The sequence below is a fragment of the Curtobacterium sp. MCBA15_007 genome, assembly GCF_001864905.1.
In the GTDB taxonomy this organism is placed as follows: domain Bacteria; phylum Actinomycetota; class Actinomycetes; order Actinomycetales; family Microbacteriaceae; genus Curtobacterium; species Curtobacterium poinsettiae.
Map to the genome: position 1 here is coordinate 660,441 of NZ_MJGM01000001.1, position 23,626 is coordinate 684,066.

Below are 23,626 nucleotides of genomic sequence, written 5' to 3' on the forward strand. Positions count from 1 at the left end.
GCCCGAAAGGTCTCCATGCCCCGCTCCGCACGCACCGCACTCGACACCGAGACGGACCACCAGCCACTGACCGAACGGTACGACGTCGTCGTGGTCGGCGCGGGCATCGTGGGACTCGGCATGGCGTACGAGGCACTCCGGCAGGGCGCCCGGGTCGCGGTGGTCGACCGTGCGGGTGCGGTCGTCGGGGCGAGCGTCCGGAACTTCGGCCACGCCTGCGTCACCCCGCAGACCGGCGAGGCAGCCGGGTACGCCCAGGAGGCACGCCGCCGCTGGCTCACACTCGCGCAGCTCGCCGGCTTCACGGCTCGGGAACTCGGTGCCCACGTCGTCGCCCGTCGCCCCGAGGAGATGGCGGTGCTCGAGGAGTACCGCGACTCGGGCGCGGAGGTGCGGCTGGCCGACGCGGTCGAGATCGCCGCGGCCGTGCCGGTCGACCCGGACACCGCCCTGGGCGGCGCGCACCTGGCGCACGACCTGCAGGTCGACCCCCGGGAGGCAGCACCCGCGATCGCGCGCTGGCTCGCCGAGCAGGGGGTCACCTTCCTCTGGCGCACCCCCGTGCTCGAGGTCGCCGCCGGCGCCGTCCGCACCGGTCGCGGCGTCGTCGAGGGGACCAGGGTCGTCGTCTGCACGAACCACGACCTCGACCAGCTCTTCCCGGAGCTCGCCGAGTCGATCGGCCTGGTCCGCTGCCGGCTCCACATGCTGCGTGCGACGATCCCGCTCGCCTTCCCAATCGCCACACCGCTGCTGACCGGGTGGTCGCTGCTGCGCTACTCGGGGTTCGCCGCGATGCCCGGAGCGGGAGCACTGCGGGACCGGCTCGCCGCCGACCTGCCCGAGGGAGTCCGCTGGGACCTCAACCAGATGTACACGTCGCCGCCGGACGGCAGCATCATCGTCGGGGACACCCACGAGCGCGGGGTCGACGCACCGCCGTTCCAGGACGAGGACGGCTTCCGGCTGCTCGTCACCGAGACCGAGCGCCTGTTCGGTGCGCCGGTCTCCGTGGTCGACCGGTGGCAGGGCGTCTACGCCTCGGCGCCGGGGCGGGAGTTCCTCATCGACCAGCCGCTGCCCGGCGTCGACGTCGTGACGGTCACCACGGGCATCGGCATGACGACCGGCCTCGGCATCGCCCCGGCGGTCCTCGGCTGAGGGGGACCGTCAGTCGCGCAGCCGCCGACCAGGCCGACCAACGCTGCGACCCCGGCGGCCTCTGGCACCGGCGAGGTCGTCACGCGGTCGTCACACCGCGGCCACGGCCTCGTCGACCTCGGCGAGCACCGACGGAAGCTCGGCGACCGAGTCGAGGACGTGGGTGTGCTCGACCGTCGCGAAGTCCGCGTCCTGGTGCGTCCCGGTCCGCACGCCCGCCACGACGGAGGCGCCGGCGCGGTGCCCGGTGAGCAGGTCGGCGACGGTGTCCCCGACGACCGCCACGGCACGGACGTCGTCGGTGCCGGTCCGGAGCACGGCGGTGAGCACCATGTCCGGGTACGGGCGCCCGCGCCCGGCGTCGGCGGGGGAGAGCGCGAGGTCGACCAGCGGCCGCCAGCCGAGCAGGTCGAGCACCGCGTCACGCGTCGCGGGCGAGAACCCGGTGGTCAGCGCGATCTGCCGACCCGCGGCGCGGAGTGCGACGAGCGTCTCGACGGCACCGTCCACCGGCCGCACGCCCCGGCCGAGGGTGCGTGCGTAGGCGCGTTCGAACGCGGTGTTCGCCGCTGCGGCGCGGACGCCGTCCCCGTCGAAGAGCGCCGTGAAGACGGCGATCTTCGACTGGCCCATGGTGTCGACGGCGTACTGCACGGCGTGGTCGTGCTCGGCGCTCCCACGCTCGAGGCCGACGTCGGTGAGCGCGGTGCGGAAGGCGTCGAGCACGACGCCACCGTCGTCGACGGTGGTTCCTGCCATGTCGAGGCAGACGAGCGAGATCATGGGACTCCTGGGTACGTGCCGCCACGCCGGGACCGGCGCGGTCCGACCAGCGTCGACGCACCCCATGGCGGGCAGACGATGCGCGGGTGTCCGCCAGGTGAACGCCGCCAGGAGGCTCGTCACGGCCTGTGCGGACATGCAGCCGGTCCGCCAGGGGGAGCGGCTCCGGTCCCCGCTCGCCGATCTGCGTCGGTGGCGCCGCGTAGCGTCGGCCGCATGGGCGAGACACCGCACATCGACGGCGCGACCATCGACGACCTGCGCGCGCGGCTGCGTGCCACACGCTGGCCGGACGCACCCGCCGGGGTCGGCTGGTCGCTCGGTGCCGACTACGACGTCCTGCGGCCACTCGTCGAGTACTGGGCCGACGGCTTCGACTTCGACGCGCACCGTGCCGCGCTCGAGGCGCTGCCCTCGCGTCGTGCCGTCGTGGACGGCATCGGCATCCACCTGCTGCACGACCGGGCCGCACAGCCGGACGCGCTGCCGGTCCTGCTCGCGCACGGCTGGCCGGACTCCGGCTGGCGGTACCGGAAGGTGCTGCCGATGCTCGTCGACGCCGGGTACGACGTCGTCGTGCCGGACATGCCCGGGTACGGCTTCTCGGATGCGCCGCCGCAGGTGCTCGACGCCCGGCAGGTGGCCGGCATGTGGGCGACACTGATGACGGATCTCGGGTACGAGCGGTTCGCGGTCTCCGGTGGCGACATCGGCACACACGTCGCCCGGTACCTGGCACTCGACCACCCCGACCGGGTCGTCGCCGTGCACCGCATCGACGGCGGGCTCGCCTGGCCGGGGCTCGACCCGTCGACGCTGTCCGCCGCCGAACGGGAGTTCGTCGCTGCGACCGACCGCTGGCGCACCGCCGAGGGCGCCTACGCGATGCTGCACCGGACGAAGCCGCAGACCGCAGCGGTCGGGCTGAACGACTCACCCGCTGGGCTGGCCGCCTGGATCGTCGAGAAGCTCCGGGCGTGGAGCGACTGCGACGGCGACCTGTGGTCGGTCTACACGCGCGACGAGGTCCTGGCGCTGCTCACCGAGTACTGGGCCACCGCCACGATCGGCTCGGCGATGCGGATGTACCACGCGAACGCCGCGATCCCTGCGGAGCAGCTGGAGCGACGGGTCGAGGTGCCGTCCGGGTTCTCGATCTTCCCCGGCGACCTGGTGCGGGCGCCGCGCGAGTGGCTCGAGCGGACCACGAACCTCGTGTTCCACCACGAACTCGACCGCGGCGGGCACTTCGCGCCGTTCGAGCAGCCCGACCTGTTCGTCGACGAACTGCACGCGTTCCTGGGGCCCTTCCGCCGCTAGAGTGGACGCGCCAGCCTCTGTAGCTCAATGGAAGAGCAGTTCCGTCCTAAGGAAACGGTTGGGGGTTCGAGTCCCTCCAGGGGCACAAACAACCGGAAGTACGGCGGTCCGCAAGCCCAAGTTTCACCCAGGTCAACGGTTACCCAGCGGTCATGACCGCCGGTCCGACACGAAAAGCGGCTGCATCCAAGTGGATGCAGCCGCTTCGTCGGTGTCGGGGCCGGGTCAGTCGATCGGCGTCTGCATCGGGGCGAGCATCTGCAGGGCTACTCGCGCGTCAGCGGGTGTCTTCCTCGCCTTCGGGACGCCCCATCAGGCGACCCGCACAGCGTCAAGCCACGCGAGGATGACAGCCCGGTCGCAGCACACACGGCCGCCAACCTTGTGCGCGGATGCGGGACACAGCGGGACATTCCGGGAAGTGCCAGAAAAAGCCCAGGTCAGTCTTGCTTGCACTCACTCCGGTCTCTCCGCGCACACCGGCACCGTGCCGTTGCTGCGTTTGACCCTCCCTGCTTGCTCTGACTGGGTTTTCTTGAAACCTGCAGCAGTCCCGCCGACGGCGCTGACGAGGGCTGTGCCGGTGGACGCACCGAGGATGAGGCTCTGCACGCCCGCAGCTACTGCGCGTCTCGAAACCCGATGAAGATGTGCCGGAGTTCAAGCATGTCCTCAGCATCCGCGTCGGCGTACCGTCCCGACACCGCTGGTCAGCAGCGCTTGGTGCCGCCGACGCCGTTGTCGGTCCAGCAGCCACCGCCGCCAGAGCCGACTCCGCCGCCACCGACGAACTCTGGGCCCTTCCGCGGCGCAGTGGAGCCCCACGGAGCGGTCACCCTGTCGCTCTGCCCGGACGTCGTTCCGCCCGTCGCCGGCCCGCCACCAGTCGAGCGCTGCGTCACACCGGACTCGGTGCTGGTTTCCGCTGTCGCCGCAGCTGCGCGTGCGGCTGCCTGGCGGGCAGCGTCCGCGGCCTCTGCTCGCCGGACGGCTTCCGCTTCCGCGGCCTTCTTCGCGGCGGCTTCCTCGGCAGCTCTCTTCGCTGCTGCCTTCTCCGCGGCGACGCGGGTCGTCTCGTCCGCCTGGAACGTCTGGAAGTCATCAGCCAGGTCAGTTGCCGCCGTGGTGAGTTGCTTCGAAGTAATCGCCAGAACCGCCGCGCGCTCGGTGACCGCTTCCGCGTCGCCGCGGGACTCACATGTTGGCGCGGTCGCCAGCGACTGCAGCTTCTTCTGCTGGGTGGTGACGGCGGCGAGCCGGTCCTTTCCGCTGCTGCCGTGTGGCTGCGCGGTGGAGGCGGGCTTGTCGGCGTACTTCTTCGACGTCCAGCCGTCCGTGTGCGGCAGCTGCGTCGCCTCGGACTTCTTCACCGCGGTGTCGGCCGCGGCTGTCGCCCTCTTCGCGACGGCAGACGCCTTCGACAGCTTCCCGCGGGCAGCGTCACACTGACGGACCGTCTCCGCGTTCGCAGCCACAGTCACGCCGGTGCCGACGGCGATACCGCCGAGGATGACGGCCGCGGCTGTCGCGATGAGGGCGTTTCGGCGGCGATTCAGTACAGCGATGATGGGACTCCTACAGTCGGGGGGGGGGGGCACGATGACCTGTCGGCCAGGTCGGCGAATCTGTCAGGTGTTCGGGAGCTGCCGGTCCACGATGCGGTCGGTCAGGATTGCCTGACCGACCTTGACGTTCACACGCAGCAGGTCCTTCTGCACACCGGCGAACTCGCCGACGGCGAGACGCGGTCCGAGCGCTTCCCGGTTCAGCACCTTGTGCACGACCTGCAGCGCGGCCCTGACACCGGCGCTGCGAAGTCGCTCCGCCTCCTCGGACAGGGTGGTCGCGAGGTCCGGGATCTCGTCGAAGGGGTGCGGCATGCTGCCCCTATGCGCGGACCGGCCGCACCTCCGTGGCGGGAGGTTGTGCCATCCTGGTCAGTCTCGGGGGAGGGGAAACACCATGAGGGGAACCAGCCGCAGCGTCGCCGCTGTCGTCATCGTCGCGGCGCTCGCCGCGACCATCACAGGATGCAGCAAGGCCTCGACGCCGACCATCTACTCGCACTCGGAAGCGGTCTCCGCCGACGACGAGATGTTCACCGTCCTGAACGACACCATCGACGCCACCGGCGGTCTCCAAGCATGGAAGGCGTGGTCGTCCAACAAGCCGTTGGACAAACCGGTCGGTACCGGTGACCACAGCAACGGCGGCGGTGAATGCCTGCCCACCAACGGAATGGGCATGGCAGGCGACCCGCTCGGCGACTACGACGGCGCCTCCTTGAACTCAACCGACTTCGTGGATGCTGATGCAACTCTCGCAGCTGTCAAGAAGGTCTGGACGGCCGCCGGCTACACGAACATCACCACCGACGTCAGCACCGACGCCGGCGCCGACGACGGCATCGTCGTTCGCGCCGCCCACGAAGCGCCCTCCCCCACGCTGACCTTCACCTACCGGGACACGAAGGAGAAGCAGAAGGTCCTGCTCGAAGGGGACTCCATCTGCCAGTCCTACGACTACCTCAACGACGACGAGCCGGACCGGTACGACGACCCGACTGACGCACCATCGTGAGAACCGCAACCCGGATTGCCGCTGCAACGGTCATGGCGGCGCTCGCCGCGGTGACAACCGGATGTGCGAGCACGCCGACGATCTACACACACCAGCAGGCCGACCGTGCTGACGCGGAGATGTATGAGGTGCTGAACGACGTCATCGATGCCACCGGGGGACACACAGCCTGGCGGTACTGGTCCGCGCAGCAACCACTCGACGGTCCACTGACCCGCGGACTGGCATCCTCGGACTGCCTACCAAAGGACTGGGCCGGTTTCTCGGGCCACTCCATGGGGGAAGCGGACGGTGCCTACCTCGAGACGGTGTCGAAGCGAGACCTCAGCGACATCACACAGAAGGTGAAACGGGTGTGGGCGGACGTCGGCTACACGCATGTGGACACGGACCGGTCGAACGGGCAGACGTTCATCCGCGCTACCCGCGACGACCCTTCGCCGTCCGTGAGCATCCAGTACCCCGACGGTGAGAAGGCAGCGGTGGTCACGCTCCGAGCGGGGTCCCTCTGCAAGTCGTACGACGACGACGAGTAGCGGCGGGCGTCTCAGCTCTGCCAGGCACAGTTGGTACAGCGGCCGGCGAGGATGGTACCCCGCCGGCGCTTCCCGGTGACCCGTGCCGTCGTCTCGCACGGGCTGTCCGCGCACCTTGAGATTCGTCACGTGCAGCTTCTCGTGGTGCCCGGCAACCACGACGGAAACGACGCAATCAACGGTATCCCCACCGACAGTGAAGGCGTCCATCGTTTCGACGATCGCATCGGTTTCCTCCCCCGGGGCTGGCGGGCACGCACCACCACCGGCGTGACCGTCGCTGCGCTCGGTGGCGCGAACAGCATTGATGTCGGCGCCCGGGGTCAGCAGCTCTTCGAAGATTCGCTGCGGACGGGCGCCGACATTGCGAACCTTCCACCGTAAGCAGGCACGGTGGTGGCAGCGGCGAAAGATCACGGCGGCGTGAGCGGGTCGTTCGTGGCCGGTGGTACTACGGACAGCCCGTCCACCGCGACGAGGTCATCTGAACCGCGGCAGTAGGAGCAGAAGAGCAGCGCGAGCCCACACCGGGCTCCTGCTTCTCCTGCCTCAGAGGAGGCTTGGTCTAGAGCTGTACTGGAAGGTACTTCACCGCACACAGCACGGATGTTTGGGTAGTTCCGGGAATCGTCGGGAGCCCCGCGTCCTCAGGAAACTGCTGGGGGTTCGAGTCCCTCCAGGGGCACCAGATCGAAACGGTTCGAGTTCCTGCCGCGCGTCGGTGTCGCTCAGTGTCTCGACGTCGCGAGGTTGACGGCGTTCACGAGGTACGAGGTACGAGGTCCGGGTCGCGATCGCGTACTTCACGGCATCGCTCACCCCGGTCGGGTCCTCCGAGAACGCATCGAGGTCGGACTCCGCGATCCCGGTGAGCGACGCGATGTTCGCCACCGTCAGCCCGGAGACCTGCGTGAGACCCTCGAGCATGCCCCGGACGCGGTCATCGTCGGGCACGCTCCCAGCCGCGGCCAGCATGGCTGCGAAGACGGCGAGCCGCTGCGATTCGTCGGGAGTCAGCCCGGTCCCGAGGGCGGTCAGACCCTGGTGCTCGGTCCCTGGCCCGGCCAGGTACGCGGAGAGCGTGGACTCCGAGATCCCGGTCATCTGCGCGATCGCCTCGAGCGCGACGGAACGGTGCTCGATCAGCGCGCGGAGTTCCGCCCGGACGTCGAGGGCCTCGGCAGTCATCTCGTTCCCTTCATCGGTCGCAGGACTCTCCGCACCATGGTGCATCATCCAGCGGGCTGGGCCGGCGGGTCCTCCGGCACGGGGTGTTCCGCCTGCCAGAGCGCGTCGACCTGGCCGAACTCCCGCGGGTAGCACTGGGTGTCGAACACCTCGAGGCCCTCGGTCGGCGTCGAGTACAGGTACCAGGGGCCCGTGCCGACGGGTCGGCTCGTCCAGGACCCGTTCGCGAACCAGAGGAGGGGCACGTCGTCCATCGGGTGTCCCGCCTGCGTCAGGCAGGCCTCGAGCCGGTTGAACGCGGCGCGGTACTCGTCGAGGGTGATCCGGCCGTCGCGGATCTCGGCTCGCTGCTGGGCAGACGGATCCGCGATCGGCGCGGACTCGGCCCACGAGGCCCAGACGGCGTAGCGGGCGGAGCCGCCGCCCATCACGGAGACGGTCACCGACGCACGTCCGGAACCGGTCGCAGGGGACAGGCTCCAATGCGCACCGGTCGCGCCGGGCGTGCAGCGGGTCGGCCCGTCGACGGTCGTCCCGTCGACGGCCACGGTGAAGGTCGCCGGGTCGAGGCACTTCCACGTGAGCGTCACACGGTCAGCGTCCGCGGGGCGGGCACCGAGCGAGAACGAACCATCGCCCTGCGTGCTCGCGAAGGCCGGAGTCCCGAGGATCGTGGCGTGGTTGACGTCCTCGACCATGTAGCGCGTCGAGGTCGCAAGGGTGCTCTCCAGCGCGGCATCCGGGTCGCTCGACGGGAGGGCAGCCGCGGTGATCCCGCCCGTGACGGCCGATCCCGCCAGGAACGCCGCCGCGATCGTGAGGACCGTGCCGCGGGTCGGTCGGCGACGTCGACGGAGCGGCGCTCCGGTGGCGCTGGTCGCGTCGACCTCTGCGACGAGTGCGTCGCGCATCGCCGCGAGCCGGGGGGAGATCTGGTCGTGGTTCACAGTGTGCCTCCGAGGGGTTCCGCTGTCGCCGAGTACTGCTTGTGGAGCCGCGCCTTCGCACGGTGGAGCCGGGACTTGACGGTGCCGGGCGGGACGCCGAGGACGGTCGCGGCCTCACGCTCGCTCAGCCCCTCGAGCACGCAGAGGGACAGGACGCGCTGGTCTCCGATCGGAAGACCACGGAGTGCGGTCACGGCCTCTGCGTCGGTGAAGGAGTCCGCCGGGTCGGGTGCCGGGTCGTCGACCGGGAACCTGCCGAGGAACGAGCGGTGGCGCCGAGAGGACCGCGTCAGGTTGTGCGCCGTGTTGGTCGCCGTGACGAGGAGCCACGGCAGCATCGAGTCGTCGACGAAACGGACGTGGTCCCGCTTCCGCCAGGCTTCGAGGAACACCACGGCGACCACGTCGTCGGCGTCGTCCGGCGTCGGGACGAGCGATCGGACGTGACGACGCAGTCGCGCCGCGTGCCGGTCGAAGAGCCGACCGACCGCACGGCCGTCCCCGGCGACGCCCAGGGCCCAGTCGGACCGGTCCCCCGTGATCTGGTTCATGCTCTGTATTGTCCGGTCGCCCCGGATCGGTTCCTGGTTCTGCCCGACCAGTTCTCCACAACCGTCGCCCCGGACGGTAGTCCACCCCGCTGGCCCCGTACGATTGACCCTGTGTCCAAGGTCCTGAGCAGTCTCCCCGTCGGCGAACGAGTCGGCATCGCGTTCTCAGGGGGTCTCGACACCTCCTGCGCCGTTGCCTGGATGCGCGAGAAGGGAGCGATCCCCTGCACGTACACGGCTGACATCGGCCAGTACGACGAGCCGGACATCGACGCCGTCCCGAGCCGCGCCCACGAGTACGGCGCCGAGATCGCCCGGCTGGTCGACGCGAAGAGCGCCCTGGTCGAAGAAGGCCTGGTCGCCCTGCAGACCGGTGCGTTCCACATCCGCTCCGGCGGCAAGACGTACTTCAACACGACGCCCCTCGGCCGTGCGGTGACGGGCACGATGCTCGTCCGCGCCATGAAGGAAGACGGCGTCGACATCTGGGGCGACGGCTCCACCTACAAGGGCAACGACATCGAGCGGTTCTACCGCTACGGCCTGATGGCCAACCCGCGCCTGCGCGTCTACAAGCCGTGGCTCGACTCCGAGTTCGTCGAGGAGCTCGGCGGCCGCAAGGAGATGAGCGAGTGGCTCGTCGCCCGTGGGTTCCCGTACCGCGACTCCACCGAGAAGGCGTACTCGACCGACGCGAACATCTGGGGCGCGACGCACGAGGCGAAGAGCCTCGAAGAGCTGTCCAGCGGCCTGGACATCGTCGAGCCGATCATGGGTGTCGCCGCCTGGCGTGACGACGTCGAGGTCGCGACCGAGATCGTCAGCGTCCGGTTCGAGGCCGGTCGCCCCGTCGCGATCAACGGCGTCGAGTACACCGACGCGGTCGCCCTGGTCTACGAGGCGAACGCCATCGGTGGCCGCCACGGCCTGGGTGCGTCCGACCAGATCGAGAACCGCATCATCGAGGCGAAGAGCCGCGGCATCTACGAGGCGCCGGGCATGGCGCTGCTGCACATCGCCTACGAGCGCCTGCTCAACGCGATCCACAACGAGGACACGGTCGCCTCGTACCACAACGAGGGTCGCCGTCTCGGTCGCCTGATGTACGAAGGCCGCTGGCTCGACCCGCAGTCCCTGATGCTCCGCGAGTCGCTGCAGCGCTGGGTCGCCTCCGCCGTCACCGGCGAGGTCACGCTGCGTCTGCGTCGCGGCGACGACTACACGATCCTCGACACCACGGGCCCGGCGCTGTCGTACCACCCGGACAAGCTGTCGATGGAGCGCGTCGGCGACGCCGCGTTCGGGCCGGACGACCGCATCGGCCAGCTCACGATGCGCAACCTCGACATCGCGGACTCCCGTTCGCGACTCGAGCAGTACGCCGCCGCCGGCCTCATCGGTGGCGCGACGGCCGAGCTCGTCGGCGAGCTCGAAGCGGGCGAGGCCGAGGAGATCCTCGGTGGCGCGATCGTCGCCTCCGACGCCGAGGACGCGATGGGCCGTCGCACCGACCTGGCCTCCGAAGGCGCCGCCTTCGACTCCGGCACCGACTGATCGAGCGGACCCGCGCCCTGGGCGCGACCCCCTGACGACTGGAGGCCCGGTGCCAGCTGGCACCGGGCCTCCCGTCGGTCGTCAGCCGCGAAGCGCATCCGCCTCGACGGCGGTGGGACGCGACCGTATCGTTGCGGTACCGGGTCAGTCATCAGGGACTCGTCGTCACGATGCTCCTCACGATCTGTGGGGTCTGGCACAGCGGGTCGACCCGGACGGATCCGAGATGCGCATCATCTCGACGAAGGGCTGGTCATCATGGCCGCCAACTTGCAGAACATCTGGCACCGCCACGGGCTCCGGTCCCCGGAAGAACTCGCCGCCCTCGTTGCCGAGCGCCTCGAAGGAACCGGCCACCAGCTCGTCGGCGCCGGCGACGCGCGCTACGAGCCGACGTACGCAGACTTCCTCGGCGAGCAGCTCTGATCCGCAGCGGATTGCCGCTCGACCGTCGGTAGAGTCTGCGCATGCGTACAGCCCGAACCACTGCGGCGGCACTGGCGATCGTCGCGGCGGGACTGCTGACGCTCGTCGGCGTCCAGCCCGCGTCTGCCCACTCGGCCCTGACGAGCAGTACCCCGGCGGACGGGGCGGTCGTCACCGAACCGCTGCAGACGGTCGACCTGACCTTCTCCGAGGCGCCGCTCGCCGGCCTCGACGCCGGGCTCCGGATCCAGGTGACGGATGCTGCCGGCATGGACGTCGCCACGGGTGACGTGACCGTCTCCGGCACGACCATGCGCCGCGCGGTCGATCTCGACCGGGGCAACTACACGGTGCTCTGGCGGTACGTGTCGCCGGACGGCCACCCGATCGAGGGCACGCTCGCGTTCGACTACCGGGCTGCAGCTGCTGTTCCGACCCCGAGCGCGACCGGTGCTCCGACCCCGACGGCGAGCACCGCGCCCACACCGAGCGCCACCGCGACGGCCACCGGGGCGTCCGACGGAGCGCCGTCGTCGTCACCGGGCATCGCGCCCGGCGTGTGGGTCGCCCTCGGCGCCGGCACGGTCCTGGTGGCCGGTGCTGTCGTCGTGCTGCTGCTGCGCCGTGGGCGCAGCGCCGAGCGCAGCTCGTAGCGCGGCGCACCTCACTTCGTGAGCAGGAACGGTCGGGTCGCAGGCGCGCACCCGACCGTTCCTGCGCACGAAGCGCACGCGGCGCGACCGCGTGCGCCACGGGAGTGGCCTCGAGTGCGGCGTCGGCGCGGTGCGGAACCCGATCGGGACGAACAACACCTCTGCGCGATCGACAGCACCATCGCGTGGCATCGAACTGTCGATCGATCCGGTCCATCCGGGCCGATCGGCGTGATACTGGGGTGGTGCGTGAACTCCAAGCCGCCATCGCAGCGGACCTCAACGTCCAGCCGACCATCGACCCGGAGCAGGAGGTCGCCCGTCGTGTCGGGTTCCTGCGCGACTACCTGCTGACGACCGGGGCGAAGGGGTACCTCCTCGCCATCAGCGGCGGGCAGGACTCCACCCTGGCCGGCCGCCTGACCCAGCTCGCGGTCGAGTCGCTCCGTGCCGAGGGGCACCCGGCCGAGTTCACGACCGTCCGCATGCCCTACCGGGTGCAGGCCGACGAGGACGACGCCCAGCTCGCCCTGCAGTTCATCGCGGCCGACCCGGGCATCACCGTGAACATCGAGCACGGGGTCGACGGGGTCGTCGAGGACACCGCGGCCTCCGGCGTCGAGCTGAGCGACTTCGTGAAGGGCAACGTCAAGGCCCGCATGCGCATGGTCGCCCAGTACGCGGTCGCCGGGCAGCGTGGCCTGCTGGTGGTCGGCACGGACCACGCGGCCGAGGCCGTCACGGGCTTCTTCACCAAGTACGGTGACGGCGGCGTCGACCTCACCCCGCTCACCGGGCTGTCGAAGAGCCAGGGGCGGCAGCTGCTCGAGCACCTCGGCGCACCCGCCCGTCTGTACGAGAAGGCCCCCACCGCGGACCTGCTCGACGAGACGCCCGGGCAGACCGACGAGGCGAACCTGGGGCTGTCCTACGCCGAGATCGACGCCTACCTGCAGGGGCACGACGTGTCGATCGAGGTCGCCGAGGCGATCGAGTCGCGCTACCGCGCGACGGAGCACAAGCGGCAGGTGCCGGCGACGCCCTTCGACGACTGGTGGCGTGCGGGCGCGTAGGCGCTGACGCGACACGGCCGGGAGGCGCGGTGCAGGTGATCCTGCACCGCGCCTCCCGTCTGTCGTCCCCGACACTTCCCTGCGCGCCCCCCGCTGTCCGCCGGCGCTCCTAGGATGGGAGCCAACGGAACAACAGATGCGGAATCCAGGCTGGTACCTGGTCCGCAAGGGGGGAAACATGGACGTCCTGTTCGCGCTCGGAGCCATCCCGCTGGTCATCGTGGGGATCATCGTCCTCGCCGTGATCGCGCTGATCTACGCCAAGGTCGTGTACCGCAACGCCGGCGCCGACGAAGCGCTCATCATCACCGGCAAGCGCTCGCGCAAGGTCAAGAACGACGACGGCACCGAGACCGTCGAGTCCGGCATCAAGGTCGTGCTCGGCGCCGGCGTGCTCGTCCGACCCTTCTTCGAGAAGGTCGCGAAGCTGTCGCTCAGCTCGCGCGCGATCGACATCAACGTCAACGCGCAGGACTCCCGAGGGGTCACCATCGACGTCGAAGCGGTCGCGCTCGTCAAGGTCGGCGAGACCGACGCCTCGATCCGGGCTGCCGCGCAGCGGTTCCTCGGGCAGGAGAAGAAGATCGACGACTTCGCGCGCGAGGTCCTGTCCGGTTCGCTCCGCGCCTCGATCGGTGCGACCGACGTGTCGACCATCATCCGCAAGCGCGACCAGCTCACCGTCGCCGTGCTCGACGTCGCGAAGGACGCCCTGCACAGCCAGGGGCTCGACGTCGACTCGTTCGAGATCAAGGGCATCTCGGACCGCAACGAGTACATCAGTGACCTCGGTCGTGCCGAGCGTGCACGCGTGCGACTCGAGGCCGAGAACGCCGAGGCCCAGGCCGACCGTGAAGCGCGGGAGGCCCGCGCGACCGCCGACCAGGCGATCGCCGAGGCCGAGAACACCCTGGCCATCCGTCGTGCCGCGCTGCAGCTCGACGCCGACCGTGCGTCCGCCGAAGCCGCTGCCGCCGGCCCGCTCGCCCAGGCGCGTGCGTCCCAGGGCGTCGTCGAGCAGGAGCAGATCACCGCCCAGAAGCGTGCCGAACTGCGTCGTGCCGAGCTCGAGTCCGAGGTCTCCGCCGTCGCAGAGGCCCAGGCGCGCAAGACCCGCGTCGAGGCCGAAGCCGCTGCCGGTGCCCAGGTCGAGACCGCACGCGCCCAGGCCGAGGCCCGCCGGATCTCCGCCGAGGCCGTCGCGGCCGAGGCGAAGGCCGAGGCGGATGCCCGCAAGCTCGCCGCCGACGCCTCACGCGCCGAGGGTGAAGCCGCCGCCGACGCGATCCGTGCGAAGGGTCAGGCCGAGGCCGATGCGACCAAGGCGCAGGCCGACGCGCTCGCACAGCACTCCGAGGCCGTCCTGCGGGTCAAGGCGATCGAGACACTGCCGAGCATCGCCCGCGAGCTCGCTGCTCCGATGAGCAACATCGACACGCTCACCGTGGTGTCCTCCGACGGCGCCGGCGCACTGTCGAAGAGCGTCGTCAGCCAGTTCAGCGAGGTCGATGCGCTGCTCGGTGCCACCGCCGGGTTCACCCTGAGCGACATCGTGAAGAGCACCACGACGGGGCAGGCAGCCGCCCGTGCCGTCGTGCGCGAGCAGGCGGCGCCGCAGGCCGAACCGGTCGAGTAACCGAGCGGACCCGTTCGGCGGGCGCGTCGGGGGTCAGCCCTCGCCGCGCCCGTTCTCGTCCTGTTGGTCGCGCTGCTGCCCACCGGCGTCCTCACGCTGCTGCGACCCGGCGTCCTCGCGCTGGTCGGCCAGCCGCTGCTGCCAGACGACACTGCGAGCGGCGCCCTCGAGCACGTCGTCGACGCTGCGTCCGCTCTGTGCGGCGAGGGCGCCGCTGAGCCCAGCGGTCAGGGTCCCACCGGCCGCGGCGAGTCGCTCGACGACCTCTTCCTGCCGCTGCGTCAGGGGCTCGTCGACCAGCTCGTCGATCGTGTCGCGGATGTTCTGCTCGCTCGCGTCCAACGCCGCTTCGTCGCCGGACTGCAGGGCTGCTGCCTCGCCGACGACGACGAGACCGAGGCGCGCGGCGTCGTCTTCGGGGCGCGGGGTGCGGTGCTCGTCAGTCATGCGGTGGACCGTACGCTCCGGCGCGCTGCGCTCCCTGGACAGATGCGTCCCCCGGCGTCCGCGGACGAGCCGTCAGTCGGCCCAGCGGCGGAGCAGCCACTCGGCGGCCGCCACGCCCTCGCGCCGCTGGAAGTCGCGGATCGTGGGCATGTTCGGTGGCGCCGGCGGCAGGGCGTGCTCGAAGAACAGCCCGGCGAGCCCGGCCAGCACGGCGTCGATCGTGTCGGCCGGAACCTCGGCGAACACCGGGTGCGTGGCGAGGTGGTGCTCGACGTCGGCGTCCTCACCACGCACGAGGGTGTCGAGCAGGTAGGTCAGTGGGTCAAGCCAGTGCGCACCCACGCTCGCCCAGGGCCAGTCGACCACCCAGACGAGCCCGCCGCCGTCGACGAGCAGGTTGTCCGCTCGGCAGTCGGCGTGCACGAGGTGCTCGCCGTCGACGAGCGCGGCCGCCTGCGATGCCGCACGGGCGATCGCGGGGCCGGCGTCGAGCACGTGCGGCGGCACGACCTCGGCGACGCGGGCGGCGGTCGCGTCGTCGGTCAGCATCCGGTCCCAGGCCCCGAACTCGCCGCGCAGGTCCTCGGCGATGCGGGGGAGTGCCGCCAGGGCGCCGGTCGCGAGCGGCAGGGTGTCGAGCGCGTCGAGCACGGCCGTCGTGTCCGAACCGTCGAGGTGGCTGCCCGGGTGCTGTCCCGCGACGTCGTCGAGCACGAGCGCGACCCAGTCGTCGCCGTCGACGGTGGTGTGCAGTGCGTCGAGCAGTCGCGGCGCCTGCACGGTGGTCGGCAGCTGCGCCATGACCGTGGCCTCGCGCCGGTGCAGCTCGAAGGCCGCTTCGTTGCGCGAGCGCGACACCGTCTTCACGAAGGCGCGTCGTCCGGCCCCGGTCGTCACGCGGTCGGCGCTGCCGGGGGACCACCCGCTCGCCTGCGACTCGGCGGTCACGACGGGCCCGCCCAGCACCCCCTCCACCTGCTGCCGCAGCGTCGTCGGTACGTCGGTCCAGGTGGTTCGCCCCATGACCCGACGCTACCTGAGAACCCGTACACAAACGTGCACGCTCGGCAACTTTGCGTTGGCGGCAAAGGTGCTTGCGGTGTAAAGTTGCATAGCCTGCAAGGTTGATCCTGATTTGGGGTCCCGACCAGGCCGACGACCACCACGCCACACCCCCTGTGAGGAACACCGCATGTCCACTGCCACCGCACCCGTCGAGGTGTCGCGCGGACGACAGGACTCCCCGGCGAGCACGCCGGGCAAGCCGATCATGTCGCACCGCCAGATCCTGCTCGTCATCTACGGCCTGATGGCGGGCATGTTCCTGTCCTCGCTCGACCAGACGATCGTCGGTACCGCGATCCGTACGATCGGCGACGACCTGCACGGCCTCGACCAGCAGGCCTGGGTCACGACCGCATACCTGATCGCGTCGACCATCACCACGCCCATCTACGGCAAGCTCTCCGACGTCTTCGGGCGTCGCCCGCTCTACATCTTCGGCATCGCGGTCTTCATCCTCGGGTCACTGCTCTCGACCCTGTCGACGTCGATGACCATGCTGGCCGCCTTCCGCGCGTTCCAGGGCATCGGTGCCGGTGCGCTGATGTCGCTGCCACTGGCGATCATGGGCGACATCCTCGCGCCCCGTGAGCGCGCGAAGTACCAGGGCTACTTCCTGGCGGTCTTCGGCATCTCGTCCGTCATCGGCCCGCTCATCGGCGGACTGTTCGCCGGTGCGAGCTCGATCGTCGGCATCACCGGCTGGCGCTGGGTGTTCCTGATCAACGTGCCGATCGGCGTCGCGGCGCTGCTCATGGTGATCGCGTTCCTGCACCTGCCGAAGTTCGGCGAGGCCAGGGCGAAGCCGCGCATCGACTGGTGGGGCGCGACCTCGGTCATCGTCACGCTGGCACCGCTGCTCCTCGTCGCGGAGCAGGGTCGCACGTGGGGCTGGGGTTCGGCGAGCGCGCTGGCCTGCTACGGCATCGGCGCACTCGGCCTCGTCGCCTTCCTGGTGATCGAGACCCGCATGCAGGACGACGCGATCATCCCGCTCAAGCTCTTCCGCTCGGCCACGTTCTCGATGGCGACCGTCCTGGGCTTCCTGGTCGGCTTCGCGATGTTCGGTGCGATGCTCACCATCCCGCTGTACCTGCAGATCGTCACCGGTCTCACGCCGACGGAGTCCGGGTTCGCCACGCTGCCGATGATCGGTGGCCTGATGATCGCCTCGATCGCGTCGGGGCAGATCGTGGCCCGTACCGGCCGATACCGGATCTTCCCGGTCATCGGGACGGCGTTGGTGTCGCTCGGCTACGTCGTCCTGACGTTCATGACGATCGACAAGCCGCTGTGGTTCCTGATGATCGGCATGTTCCTGATCGGTCTCGGGCTCGGCCAGCTCATGCAGAGCATCACCCTGGCGTCGCAGAACGCGGTGCAGCCGCGGGACATGGGTGTCGCGACGTCGTCCGCCACGTTCTTCCGCCAGATCGGTGGCACGCTCGGCACCGCCGTGCTGCTGTCCGTCTTGTTCTCGCTCATGCCGACGAACATCCTGCACGCCACGGCGGACCAGTCGAACCTGAAGCCCGCCCTCACCGCGGCGCTCGACCCGACGGTCGCGAGCGCCAAGGCGAACCAGGGTGTCATGGACCAGATCTGGAACCCGATCGTCACCCCGCTCCAGCAGCAGGTGCAGTCCGGGCTCGACACCGCCACCGACCAGGTGACCGCGGCCACCGCCGGTGCTCCCGATGCGGTGCGGCAGCAGGCGCTCACCGCAGCCGCCGACAAGGCGCACGCCAGCGTGCAGGACGGCCGACTCGTCGTCGACTGGTCCGACTCGTCGCAGCGCACCTACTGGGTGGACCAGCTCGCCCCGGAGCTGTCGAAGCAGATCGACAAGGGCGCGAACGACTCGAAGGACTCGAACGCCGAGACGAGCGACACGTCCTACCTCAACGGTGCGGACCCGGCCCTGACCCGGCCGTTCATGTCGGGGTTCAACGCCTCGGCCGTGACCGTCTACTGGGTCGGTTTCTCGGTGATCCTGCTCGCGTTCGTCCTGAGCTTCTTCTTCAAGGCGCCGCCGCTCCGCAAGAGCTCGGCCCTGCAGGAGCAGGCGGACGACGCCGGCACCGCCGACGACCTCGAAGCGCAGGCCGTGCGGGCCGCGGACACGATGGGCTCGCCCACCGCCCCGGTCACCGGTTCGATCCCGGTCCAGGGCGGTCGGTCCAAGGACTAAACCCCGCCGGGCCTCCTCGTCACACGACGCGGAGGCCCGGCGTCGCACGGACCCGAGAGCAGGACGGAGCGCAGCACGTGCACCAGACCACCACCACCGAGGACATCGTCGCGAGCGACTGCGGCCTGCGGGAACGCAAGAAGCAGCAGACCCGGTCCGCCATCCACCGGTCGGCACTCGCCCTGGTCACCGATCGGGGGCTCGCCGGGGTGACGGTGGAGCAGATCTGCGCGGACGCCGGGGTCTCCCCGCGGACGTTCTTCAACTACTTCCCGTCGAAGGCCGAGGCGGCCCTCGGGTTGCCGGCGACGATGGTCCCGGACGCGGCGCGCGCAGTGTTCCTCGGTTCCGCGGGTCCGCTGGTGTCGGACCTCTGCGAGCTCGTCGCGCAGACGGTCACCCTGCCACAGGACCGTCGGCGCATGAAGGAGCTCGTCCGGGCTCGGCCGGAGATGGTCCCGGCGATGATGCAGTGGATGGCGCACGCCCGGCAGACGGTCCTGACGGTCGCTGCCGAGCGGGTCGGCGAGGACACCGCGCGGACCGCGACCACGCTGGTGATGGCCGCCGTGATCGAGTCGGCCCACCGGTCGGCGGACGGTTCGCGCGACGAGCTCGCGGCGCGGCTGCGTGCGGTCGTCGCCGAGATGGGGCGGCTCGCCTCCGCCTGACCGGCGCGACCATCGCGTCGCCCCCGGCGCGGGGGCGAGAACGGCCTGGAGGCGCGGTGCGGGACCGACCCGCACCGCGCCTCCAGGCCGTTGATGCGTCCAGACCGCCGCATGCGCAGTCATCGGACGGTTGCGGGGTGACTTTCGCCGAAACGGCACGAACACGGCTCTTGACGCGCAAGACATCGGATGTTTTGATTGCACCGTTCGGTCGACGGAGACCGGACGGCAGGAGACACAGATGAGCCGCATCACCGGTCTGCACGTGCACGACATCCGGTTCCCGACCTCGCGAGAGCACGACGGGTCCGACGCCATGAACCCCGCTCCCGACTACTCCGCCGCCTACGTCGAGATCACCACCGACGCGCTCGACGGCCTGGTCGGCACCGGCTTCGTCTTCACCATCGGCCGCGGCAACGAGGTGCAGGAGTCGGCGATCGCGGCGCTCCGCGGGCACGTCGTCGGCGCCGATGCCGAGGCGGTCCTGGCCGACATGGGCGGCACCTGGCGCGCGATGGTGCACGACTCGCAGCTGCGGTGGCTCGGCCCGGAGAAGGGCGTCATGCACATGGCGATCGGCGCCGTGGTGAACGCCCTGTGGGACCTGCGGGCGAAACGTGCGGGGCAGCCGCTCTGGGCCCTGCTCGCCGACCTGCGCCCCGAGGAACTCGTCGACCTGGTCGACTTCCGGTACCTGACCGACGCGATCACCCCGGCCGAGGCGCTCGAGCTGTTCCGCGCCGCCGAACCGCTGCGTGCCGAACGCCGTGCCCGTCTGGAGCGCGAGGGCTACCGCGCCTACACGACGACCCCGGGCTGGCTCGGCTACGACGACGAGAAGCTCGCGCGGCTGTGCCGCGAAGCCGTGGACGACGGGTTCACCCAGATCAAGCTCAAGGTCGGCGGCGACGTGGACGAGGACGTCCGACGGATGGGCATCGCCCGCGCCACCGTCGGCCCGGACGTCCGGATCGCGATCGACGCGAACCAGCGCTGGGACGTCGACGAGGCCGTGGCGTGGATCGACCGGCTCCGCCCTTTCGACATCGCGTGGGTCGAGGAGCCCACGAGCCCGGACGACATCCTGGCCCACGCCGAGATCGCCCGGCGCATCGCCCCGATCCCGGTCGCGACGGGGGAGCACATGGCGAACCGCGTGATCGCGAAGCAGCTGATCCAGGCCGGGTCGATGTCGGTGCTGCAGATCGACGCCACCCGGGTCGCCGGGGTGAACGAGAACCTGGCGATCCTGCTCCTCGCCGCGAAGCACGGCGTCCGTGTCTGCCCGCACGCCGGCGGTGTCGGCCTGTGCGAGGCGGTGCAGCACCTGTCGATGTTCGACGCGGTCGCCCTGACCGGCGACCTCGACACCCGGTGCATCGAGTTCGTCGACCACCTGCACGAGCACTTCGTGACCCCGGTCGACGTCCACGACGGCCGCTACTGGCCGCCGACCGCGCCCGGCGCCGGCACCGAGATGCTCGCCGACACCCTGACCACCCACGCGTTCCCGGACGGCCCGGTCTGGGCCGAGTCCGACGCAGCGCACGTCCCGGACGCCGTCCGGGTCGCCTGACTCCCCCCTCCCCGCACACCCCATCACCACGACGAAGTGGAGACACCGATGCAACGACGACGTACCGCCGGGCTGGCGGCAGCAGCAGCTGCCCTGCTCGCGCTCACCGGCTGTTCCGCTGGCAGCAACGCCAGCGACGGCCAGTCGAAGGACTCCCTCACCTGGGCCATGTGGATCGCCGGGAAGGAGGACAAGGCCGCGTGGCAGAAGGTCGCCGACACCGTCAAGACCGACGACGACGTGGACGTGTCGATCCAGGGCTCCCCGTTCAACGACTACTGGACGAAGCTCCGCACGCAGCTGTCCACCGGCACCGCCCCGTGCATCGTGAGCATCCAGTCGCTCCGCGCCGCGAACTACACGGACGTGCTCGTGCCGATCGACGACATGGCGAAGCAGGCCGACCTCGACCTGAGCGAGTACGACCAGACCGGGCTCGACGGCATGAAGGTCGACGGCAAGCTCTACGGGCTGCCGTACGACACCGGCCCCATGGTCATGTTCTACAACAAGGACATCTTCGACAAGGCGGGCGTCCCCGAGCCGAAGCCGGGCTGGACGGTCGACGAGTTCGAGGACGCCGCGAAGCAGCTCAAGGCCGCCGGCACGCCGATCTGGGGCACGAGCGTCGAGGACATCCCCCTCGAGTCGATGATCCTCGGCTACAACGGCGGTCGGGTCATCGGGGCCGACGGCACGCTCGACGCCTCGAACACGAAGTTCGCCGAGGGGCTCGACTGGATCGGCAGCCTGGTCAAGGACGGCTACGCCACGCAGGCGAGCACGGACGGCTCCACCGACGACAACGCGTTCGTGTCCGGTGACGTCGCGATGTACAGCGACGGTCCGTGGTCGATCATCAGCCAGAAGGCCAAGGTGCAGTTCGACCTCGGCATCACGACCATCCCCTCGGGCACGGACGGACCCAGCTCGTTCGCCGCCGGGTCGGGCTTCGGCATCTCGAAGCAGTGCAAGTACCCCGAGCAGGCGTTCAAGGCCATCACGACGATGACGAACGAGGCCACGCTCACCTCGCTCGCCGAGCAGGGTCGCGCCTTCCCGGCACGCACCGCGGCGCAGCAGGCCTGGTACGACAACGCCGGCATCGACGGGGTCGAGGACGCCCTGAAGACGGGGCTCGAGAACGCCACCCCGCTGCCCGGCAACAAGCAGAGCGACCAGCTCAACCAGCTCTTCGCGCAGTACGCCCTGCAGGCGGTGAACGGACAGACCTCCGGCAAGGACACGATGTCGTCCATCGCGAGCCAGCTCGGCTCGCAGTGACGGGCGTCACCCCTTGACGGACGGGGAGGCCCGCCACGGCCCCGCCACGGGCCTCCCGTCCGATCCCCACCCTGTTCAGGACCGCGCGAACGACGAGGAGGTCGTCGCATGACCACCATCCAGGACCCACCCGCCGAGGCGGCGCTGCCCGCCCCCGCGGTCGCGGTCGCGACCGGCGCGGCGCCCCGCCGGAAGACCGGCGGCGCCGACGCCGAGCTCGGCCGCCGCTCGTGGTGGGGCGCGGCGTTCGCCGCACCGCACTCGATCGGCCTCGTCGTGTTCACGGCGTTCCCGATCCTGGCGTCGCTCGTCGTGAGCTTCATGAACTGGCCGATGCTCGGTGAACGCTCGTGGGCCGGCCTGTCGAACTACGCGCAGCTGTTCTCCGACCCGATCTTCCGGACGGTCACGCTCAACACGGTGCTGTTCGTCGTGCTCTACGTGCCGCTCAACCTGGTCGTGTCCCTCGGACTCGCGGCCTGGCTCACCCCGAAGATCCGGCACCGGCACGTCTTCCGCGTGCTGTTCTTCATCCCGACGATCACGCCGATCGTCGCGAACGTCGTCGTCTGGCGGATGCTGTACCAGCCGGGCGGCGCCATCGACGCGACGCTGCAGTCGACCGTCGGCGTGCACGCCCCGAACTTCCTGGCGGACGACCACTGGGCGATGCTCGCCGTCGTCGCGATGAGCGTCTGGCAGGGGTTCGGCTACAACATGCTGATCTTCTCGGCGGCGCTCGACTCGGTGCCGGAGAACCAGATCGAGGCTGCCCAGCTCGACGGGGCGAACGCCTGGCAGATGTTCTGGCGGATCAAGTTCCCGCTCATCTCGCCGTCGATCTTCTTCGCGACGATGATGACCCTGATCACCTCGTTCCAGGTGTTCGTGCAGCCGTTCGTCCTGACGAAGGGCGGTCCCGGCACCGCGACCGAGACCCTGGTGCAGTACATCTACAACACCGGGTTCCAGACCCAGCAGCTCGGGCTCGCATCGGCCGGGGCGTGGGTGCTGTTCGTCATCATCCTCGGCATCACGGCCGTCCAGTTCCTCGGACAGAAGCGGTGGGTGCACTATGAGTGAGCTGACCTCGTCCAACCGGACGATCAACCCGCGGGCGCTGCCCCGCACGCACCGGCAGGCCGGCAGGGTGCGCCACGCGGTCGGGTACGTGCTGCTGTGCCTGGTGGCCCTGCTGTTCGTCTCGCCGCTCATCTACATGGTGGCGACGAGCCTGAAGCCGTCGGCCGACGTGTTCACGACCCCGCCGACACTGTGGGGCTCGTCCATCGAGTGGGGCAACTACGCGCAGGCGTTCACCTACCTGCCGTTCGCCCGGTTCATCCTGAACGGCGTGTTCGTCGCCGCGGCCGGCACCGCGATCAACGTCGCCGTCGCGGTGCTGTCCGGCTACGCGTTCTCACGACTGCGGTGGCGCGGCCGGAACACGGTGTTCGTCCTGTTCCTCGCGACGCTGATGATCCCGCAGGACGTCCTCGTCATCCCGATGTACGTGATGATGCAGGGCTTCGGGTGGGTCGACACGTTCCAGGCGCTCATCATCCCGTGGGCGTTCACGGCCCTCGGCGCGTTCCTGGTGCGGCAGTTCTTCCTCACAGTGCCGCAGGAGCTCGACGACGCCGCCCGGGTGGACGGTGCCGGAGCGATCCGGACGTTCTTCTCGGTGATGCTCCCGCTCGCCCGGCCGACGATGGCGGTCCTCGCCGTGTTCTCGTTCATCGCGTACTGGAACTCGTTCCTCTGGCCGCTCGTCATCGTCAACGACGTCGAGGCCCGTGGCACCATCCCGCTCGGCCTGCAGCAGTTCTTCGGGCAGCAGGGCTCCGAGTGGAACCTCGTGATGGCGGCGTCGGTGATCTCGATGCTGCCCACCGTGATCCTGTTGATCCTGCTCCAGAAGCACCTGGTCAAGGGGATCGTCACCAGCGGTCTCGGTGGCCGGTGACGCCGCCGGACGTCTTCC

At 70.2% G+C, this 23,626-nt stretch carries 24 protein-coding genes and 1 tRNA gene; 17 read left to right on the top strand and 8 right to left on the bottom strand.

Going from position 1 to position 23,626, the window contains the following annotated elements; all coding sequences use genetic code 11:
* Positions 1–15 precede the first annotated feature (15 nt).
* Entirely contained in the window at positions 16–1,161 is a 1,146-nt protein-coding gene (locus BIU95_RS03160) for a TIGR03364 family FAD-dependent oxidoreductase (RefSeq protein ID WP_082046978.1), read from the top strand.
* A 90-nt stretch (positions 1,162–1,251) separates the two neighbouring features.
* On the opposite strand, the gene BIU95_RS03165 is transcribed toward BIU95_RS03160, so the two are convergent.
* Positions 1,252–1,944: an HAD family hydrolase gene (locus tag BIU95_RS03165; protein WP_071250300.1), complete on the bottom strand. Its 693-nt coding sequence runs from the start codon at positions 1,942–1,944 to the stop codon at positions 1,252–1,254.
* Positions 1,945–2,160: 216 nt separating this feature from the next.
* Between BIU95_RS03165 and BIU95_RS03170 the strand changes: the two genes are divergently transcribed.
* Positions 2,161–3,264, top strand: coding sequence for an epoxide hydrolase family protein (locus BIU95_RS03170; RefSeq protein ID WP_071250302.1), 1,104 nt, complete (start codon positions 2,161–2,163; stop codon positions 3,262–3,264).
* Positions 3,265–3,277: 13 nt separating this feature from the next.
* Positions 3,278–3,349 (top strand) — tRNA-Arg (locus tag BIU95_RS03175).
* 625 nt (positions 3,350–3,974) lie between these two features.
* Here BIU95_RS03175 and BIU95_RS03180 read toward each other — a convergent pair.
* Positions 3,975–4,634, bottom strand: coding sequence for a hypothetical protein (locus BIU95_RS03180; RefSeq protein WP_139179611.1), 660 nt, complete (start codon positions 4,632–4,634; stop codon positions 3,975–3,977).
* Between the two features lie 258 nt (positions 4,635–4,892).
* On the bottom strand, positions 4,893–5,144 hold the full coding sequence (locus BIU95_RS03185; protein ID WP_042540092.1) for a hypothetical protein: 252 nt from the start codon (positions 5,142–5,144) through the stop codon (positions 4,893–4,895).
* Between the two features lie 82 nt (positions 5,145–5,226).
* Between BIU95_RS03185 and BIU95_RS03190 the strand changes: the two genes are divergently transcribed.
* From BIU95_RS03190 to BIU95_RS03200, 3 genes are all read left to right on the top strand, one after another.
* Complete coding sequence (locus BIU95_RS03190) at positions 5,227–5,844, top strand: hypothetical protein (RefSeq protein WP_071250306.1); 618 nt, start codon at positions 5,227–5,229, stop codon at positions 5,842–5,844.
* A 32-nt stretch (positions 5,845–5,876) separates the two neighbouring features.
* The gene (locus BIU95_RS18110) at positions 5,877–6,380 is read left to right on the top strand and encodes a hypothetical protein (protein ID WP_139179612.1); all 504 of its coding nucleotides are present in this window, start codon (positions 5,877–5,879) and stop codon (positions 6,378–6,380) included.
* Between the two features lie 75 nt (positions 6,381–6,455).
* Complete coding sequence (locus BIU95_RS03200) at positions 6,456–6,764, top strand: hypothetical protein (protein WP_042540086.1); 309 nt, start codon at positions 6,456–6,458, stop codon at positions 6,762–6,764.
* A 204-nt stretch (positions 6,765–6,968) separates the two neighbouring features.
* Here the strand turns inward: BIU95_RS03200 and BIU95_RS03205 are convergent, their stop codons facing one another.
* The 3 genes from BIU95_RS03205 to BIU95_RS03215 are packed head-to-tail and all read right to left on the bottom strand — an operon-like array spanning position 6,969 to position 9,066.
* Positions 6,969–7,568 (bottom strand): HTH domain-containing protein, encoded by a 600-nt coding sequence (locus BIU95_RS03205; RefSeq protein ID WP_139179613.1) that lies wholly within the window; start codon positions 7,566–7,568, stop codon positions 6,969–6,971.
* A gap of 44 nt (positions 7,569–7,612) precedes the next feature.
* A complete protein-coding gene (locus BIU95_RS03210; RefSeq protein ID WP_017888029.1) occupies positions 7,613–8,515 on the bottom strand; it encodes a hypothetical protein in 903 nt (300 codons plus the stop codon).
* On the bottom strand, positions 8,512–9,066 hold the full coding sequence (locus BIU95_RS03215) for an RNA polymerase sigma factor (protein ID WP_071250312.1): 555 nt from the start codon (positions 9,064–9,066) through the stop codon (positions 8,512–8,514). The genes BIU95_RS03210 and BIU95_RS03215 overlap by 4 nt, the downstream gene beginning before the upstream one ends.
* A 111-nt stretch (positions 9,067–9,177) precedes the next feature.
* On the opposite strand from BIU95_RS03215, the gene argG reads away from it, so the two are divergent.
* The 5 genes from argG to BIU95_RS03235 all read left to right on the top strand — a co-directional run bounded on the left by argG (position 9,178) and on the right by BIU95_RS03235 (position 14,408).
* Positions 9,178–10,620: an argininosuccinate synthase gene (gene argG, locus BIU95_RS03220; protein ID WP_042540079.1), complete on the top strand. Its 1,443-nt coding sequence runs from the start codon at positions 9,178–9,180 to the stop codon at positions 10,618–10,620.
* A 258-nt stretch (positions 10,621–10,878) separates the two neighbouring features.
* On the top strand, positions 10,879–11,046 hold the full coding sequence (locus BIU95_RS18500) for a hypothetical protein (RefSeq protein WP_017888026.1): 168 nt from the start codon (positions 10,879–10,881) through the stop codon (positions 11,044–11,046).
* 41 nt (positions 11,047–11,087) lie between these two features.
* Positions 11,088–11,699 carry a copper resistance CopC family protein gene (locus BIU95_RS03225; RefSeq protein WP_042540077.1) on the top strand — a complete coding sequence of 204 codons (612 nt, stop codon included), beginning with the start codon at positions 11,088–11,090 and terminating at the stop codon, positions 11,697–11,699.
* A 245-nt stretch (positions 11,700–11,944) separates the two neighbouring features.
* The gene (nadE, locus tag BIU95_RS03230; RefSeq protein WP_042540131.1) at positions 11,945–12,772 is read left to right on the top strand and encodes an ammonia-dependent NAD(+) synthetase; all 828 of its coding nucleotides are present in this window, start codon (positions 11,945–11,947) and stop codon (positions 12,770–12,772) included.
* Between the two features lie 178 nt (positions 12,773–12,950).
* The gene (locus tag BIU95_RS03235; protein WP_017888023.1) at positions 12,951–14,408 is read left to right on the top strand and encodes an SPFH domain-containing protein; all 1,458 of its coding nucleotides are present in this window, start codon (positions 12,951–12,953) and stop codon (positions 14,406–14,408) included.
* A gap of 33 nt (positions 14,409–14,441) precedes the next feature.
* Here the strand turns inward: BIU95_RS03235 and BIU95_RS03240 are convergent, their stop codons facing one another.
* Both BIU95_RS03240 and BIU95_RS03245 read right to left on the bottom strand, forming a co-directional pair.
* Positions 14,442–14,855, bottom strand: coding sequence for a hypothetical protein (locus BIU95_RS03240; protein WP_017888022.1), 414 nt, complete (start codon positions 14,853–14,855; stop codon positions 14,442–14,444).
* A gap of 72 nt (positions 14,856–14,927) precedes the next feature.
* Complete coding sequence (locus BIU95_RS03245) at positions 14,928–15,878, bottom strand: phosphotransferase (RefSeq protein WP_017888021.1); 951 nt, start codon at positions 15,876–15,878, stop codon at positions 14,928–14,930.
* A 169-nt stretch (positions 15,879–16,047) separates the two neighbouring features.
* Here BIU95_RS03245 and BIU95_RS03250 point away from each other — a divergent pair, with 169 nt between their 5' ends.
* From BIU95_RS03250 to BIU95_RS03275, 6 genes are all read left to right on the top strand, one after another.
* Positions 16,048–18,108, top strand: a complete 2,061-nt coding sequence (locus BIU95_RS03250; protein WP_071250316.1) for an MDR family MFS transporter — start codon at positions 16,048–16,050, stop codon at positions 18,106–18,108.
* A gap of 77 nt (positions 18,109–18,185) precedes the next feature.
* On the top strand, positions 18,186–18,779 hold the full coding sequence (locus BIU95_RS03255; RefSeq protein WP_052481880.1) for a TetR/AcrR family transcriptional regulator: 594 nt from the start codon (positions 18,186–18,188) through the stop codon (positions 18,777–18,779).
* Positions 18,780–19,020: 241 nt separating this feature from the next.
* On the top strand, positions 19,021–20,358 hold the full coding sequence (locus BIU95_RS03260; RefSeq protein WP_071250318.1) for an enolase C-terminal domain-like protein: 1,338 nt from the start codon (positions 19,021–19,023) through the stop codon (positions 20,356–20,358).
* A gap of 48 nt (positions 20,359–20,406) precedes the next feature.
* Positions 20,407–21,642: a sugar ABC transporter substrate-binding protein gene (locus BIU95_RS03265; protein ID WP_235517659.1), complete on the top strand. Its 1,236-nt coding sequence runs from the start codon at positions 20,407–20,409 to the stop codon at positions 21,640–21,642.
* A gap of 108 nt (positions 21,643–21,750) precedes the next feature.
* Positions 21,751–22,725, top strand: coding sequence for a carbohydrate ABC transporter permease (locus BIU95_RS03270; protein ID WP_042540073.1), 975 nt, complete (start codon positions 21,751–21,753; stop codon positions 22,723–22,725).
* A complete protein-coding gene (locus BIU95_RS03275; protein WP_052481878.1) occupies positions 22,718–23,608 on the top strand; it encodes a carbohydrate ABC transporter permease in 891 nt (296 codons plus the stop codon). The genes BIU95_RS03270 and BIU95_RS03275 overlap by 8 nt, the downstream gene beginning before the upstream one ends.
* Positions 23,609–23,626: the final 18 nt, after the last annotated feature.

Excerpts from the sequence above, each read along its gene's own strand:
- BIU95_RS03240 (WP_017888022.1), bottom strand. The coding sequence starts at position 14,855 with ATGACTGACGAGCACCGCACCCCGCGCCCCGAAGACGACGCCGCGCGC.
- BIU95_RS03235 (WP_017888023.1), top strand. The coding sequence starts at position 12,951 with ATGGACGTCCTGTTCGCGCTCGGAGCCATCCCGCTGGTCATCGTGGGG.
- BIU95_RS03185 (WP_042540092.1), bottom strand. The coding sequence starts at position 5,144 with ATGCCGCACCCCTTCGACGAGATCCCGGACCTCGCGACCACCCTGTCC.
- BIU95_RS03250 (WP_071250316.1), top strand. The coding sequence starts at position 16,048 with ATGTCCACTGCCACCGCACCCGTCGAGGTGTCGCGCGGACGACAGGAC.
- BIU95_RS18110 (WP_139179612.1), top strand. The coding sequence starts at position 5,877 with ATGGCGGCGCTCGCCGCGGTGACAACCGGATGTGCGAGCACGCCGACG.
- BIU95_RS03160 (WP_082046978.1), top strand. The coding sequence starts at position 16 with ATGCCCCGCTCCGCACGCACCGCACTCGACACCGAGACGGACCACCAG.
- BIU95_RS18500 (WP_017888026.1), top strand. The coding sequence starts at position 10,879 with ATGGCCGCCAACTTGCAGAACATCTGGCACCGCCACGGGCTCCGGTCC.
- BIU95_RS03205 (WP_139179613.1), bottom strand. The coding sequence starts at position 7,568 with ATGACTGCCGAGGCCCTCGACGTCCGGGCGGAACTCCGCGCGCTGATC.
- BIU95_RS03165 (WP_071250300.1), bottom strand. The coding sequence starts at position 1,944 with ATGATCTCGCTCGTCTGCCTCGACATGGCAGGAACCACCGTCGACGAC.
- BIU95_RS03215 (WP_071250312.1), bottom strand. The coding sequence starts at position 9,066 with ATGAACCAGATCACGGGGGACCGGTCCGACTGGGCCCTGGGCGTCGCC.
- BIU95_RS03270 (WP_042540073.1), top strand. The coding sequence starts at position 21,751 with ATGACCACCATCCAGGACCCACCCGCCGAGGCGGCGCTGCCCGCCCCC.
- BIU95_RS03225 (WP_042540077.1), top strand. The coding sequence starts at position 11,088 with ATGCGTACAGCCCGAACCACTGCGGCGGCACTGGCGATCGTCGCGGCG.
- BIU95_RS03260 (WP_071250318.1), top strand. The coding sequence starts at position 19,021 with ATGAGCCGCATCACCGGTCTGCACGTGCACGACATCCGGTTCCCGACC.
- BIU95_RS03170 (WP_071250302.1), top strand. The coding sequence starts at position 2,161 with ATGGGCGAGACACCGCACATCGACGGCGCGACCATCGACGACCTGCGC.
- BIU95_RS03245 (WP_017888021.1), bottom strand. The coding sequence starts at position 15,878 with ATGGGGCGAACCACCTGGACCGACGTACCGACGACGCTGCGGCAGCAG.
- BIU95_RS03190 (WP_071250306.1), top strand. The coding sequence starts at position 5,227 with ATGAGGGGAACCAGCCGCAGCGTCGCCGCTGTCGTCATCGTCGCGGCG.
- BIU95_RS03275 (WP_052481878.1), top strand. The coding sequence starts at position 22,718 with ATGAGTGAGCTGACCTCGTCCAACCGGACGATCAACCCGCGGGCGCTG.
- BIU95_RS03265 (WP_235517659.1), top strand. The coding sequence starts at position 20,407 with ATGCAACGACGACGTACCGCCGGGCTGGCGGCAGCAGCAGCTGCCCTG.